Annotated in this window: 2 protein-coding genes and 1 pseudogene; all 3 read right to left on the reverse strand. The window is 68.7% G+C overall.

Annotated elements, in window-relative coordinates:
• Positions 1-790, reverse strand: a 790-nt coding sequence (locus CCL05_RS42295; protein WP_208641747.1) for a nickel-dependent hydrogenase large subunit, incomplete at its 3' end; no start/stop codon positions are given.
• Positions 791-839: 49 nt separating this feature from the next.
• Entirely contained in the window at positions 840-1,928 is a 1,089-nt protein-coding gene (locus CCL05_RS42300; RefSeq protein ID WP_086565825.1) for an NADH-quinone oxidoreductase subunit B family protein, read from the reverse strand.
• A pseudogene (locus CCL05_RS42305) lies at positions 1,928-2,348 on the reverse strand (hypothetical protein); the annotation flags it as partial. The pseudogene CCL05_RS42305 and the gene CCL05_RS42300, both read right to left, overlap by 1 nt.

Raw genomic sequence — 2,348 nt, forward strand, 5'->3', positions numbered from 1 at the left:
GGACGCGGCGGCGGCCGACCTCCTCGTAGCCGGGCAGTGCCTCGTAGAAGAAGTCGAAGACGTCGTCGTTCATGGCGACGGCCTTCTTCACGAAGTCGATGACCCGCATGAGGCGGCTGAGGTAGTCGGTGAAGGTGGTCGGTTGCGGCATCGTGCCGACGCCGCCCGGGTACAGCGTGGACGGGTGGACGTGCCGCCCCTCCATCAGGCAGAACATCTCGCGGGTGACCCGGCTGACCTTCAGGGCCTCCTTGTAGACCTCGCCCTCGAAGGGGTTGAAGGCCTTCATGATGTCGGCGATGGTGCGGTAGCCGTGGATGTCGCCGCGGGGCGCCTCGGTGCGTTCGGCGCGGGCCAGCACACCGGGGTTGGTGGCCTTGACCATCGCCTCGCAGAAGTCCACGAACACCAGGTTGTCCTGGAAGATCGTGTGGTCGAACATGTACTCGGCGGCTTCGCCGAGGTTGACGATGTGCTCGGCCAGCGGGGGCGGCTTGACGCCGTAGGCCATCTGCTGGGCGTAGTCGGAGCAGGTGGTGTGGTTGTCGCCGCAGATGCCGCAGATCCGGGACGTGATGAAGCCCGCGTCGCGCGGGTCCTTGCCCTTCATGAACACCGAGTAGCCGCGGAACAGCGACGAGGTGCTGTGGCATTCGACGACTTCCCGGTTGGCGAAGTCGATCTTCGTGTAGATGCCCAGGTTCCCGATGATCCGGGTGATGGGATCCCAGGACATGTCCACGAGCTGGGGTGGTTTGCGCTCGGTGGGCCGGGCCTCGGTGGTGGTCATCTGCGGTACTGCCCCTCGCTGTCGGTGGTGGGATGGGTCGCGGGTCTCATCAGGGGCGCCAGTGCGGGTCGTAGCCGCTGGTCAGCTTGCGCTTGTTGTGGCGCCACCTGGGCTCGTGGTTGACCAGTTCGTTGGTCATGCCGCGCAGGCGGCGGATGACGGCCCCGTACGGCTTGATGGCCAGGGACGACAGGGTTCCGCCGGGGGGCTCGTCCATGAACGGCATGAACGCGTCGGGGAAGCCGGGCATCGTGCAGCCGATGCAGATGCCGCCGACGTTCGGGCAGCCGCCGATGCCGGCCATCCAGCCCCGCTTGGGCACGTTGCAGTTGACGACCGGGCCCCAGCAGCCCGTCTTGACCAGGCACTTGGGTGAGTTGTAATCCTTGGCGAAGCTGGCCTGCTCGTAGTACGCGCCGCGGTCGCAGCCCTCGTGGACCGTCTTCCCGAACAGCCACTGCGGGCGCAGCATGTGGTCCAGCGGGGGCGGGGGCGCGGAGCCGGCCGCGTGGTAGAGGACCCAGACCAGGGTCTCCATGAAGTTCTCGGGCTGGATGGGGCAGCCGGGCACGTTGACGATCGGCAGGCCGCCCTGGGAGGTGAAGTCCCAGCCCAGGTAGTCGGCCAGGCCCATGCAGCCGGTCGGGTTTCCGGACATGGCGTGGATGCCGCCGAAGGTGGCGCAGGTGCCGGCGGCGACCACCGCCCAGGCCTTGGGGGCCAGTTGGTCGATCCACCAGTTGAGGGTCTGCGGCTCGCCGGTCTCCGGGTCGTTGCCGAAGGACGTCCAGTAGCCGTCGCCCTCGATGATGTTCTGGTTGGGGATCGAGCCCTCGATGACGAGGATGAACGGGCCGAGTTCGCCGCGTACGGCCGCCCGGTAGGGGGCGAGGAAGTCCTCTCCGCCGAGGCTCGGGGAGAGCACCTTGTTGACGAGGTTCACCTTGGGCAGCCCCGGGATCAGCCCGAGCACCAGGTCCTCGATGGAGGGCTGGCCGGCGGCGGTGAGGGAGACGGTGTCGCCGTCGCAGCTCATGCCTTCGGAGATCCAGAGGATGTGGATCTCCTCCATGCCCTGCCGTTCCTCGGTCCGGTCGGGTTCCTTGCTGACTTCGGTGGTGCTGCTGTGTGTGGTCATCACTCGGCCTCCGCTGCGGGGGTCTCGGAGTCGGTCGTGTGCCGCGAGGGGGCTGCGGCGGGAGCCGGTGCCGACGGCTCGTCCGGGGATCCGGCGGGTTCGAGGGGTTCGAGCTCGTCGGGCCGGAAGTAGTGGAAGCGGCCGTACCAGGAGTGGAGTTCGGCCGCGGGGTCGTCGTCGAGGGTGACGGCGAGGTGCACGCTCCCGTCCACGTCGTGGAAGACGGCGGCGACCTCGGCGGTGCGGCCGGCCAGGAACATGTCCTGGGCATCGGCACCGCGTCCCCGGGGGCGCAGCCGCACACGACTGCCCCCGCCGAGCGCGACACCGCCGACGAGCACGGTGTCGGTGACCGGGGAGAGACCGTCGTCGGCGCCCTCCTGCCACCAGGCGGGGCGGTCGGTGGGGGCAGTCGTGTGC

The organism is Streptomyces africanus (assembly GCF_002150735.1).
In the GTDB taxonomy this organism is placed as follows: Bacteria; Actinomycetota; Actinomycetes; order Streptomycetales; family Streptomycetaceae; genus Streptomyces; species Streptomyces africanus.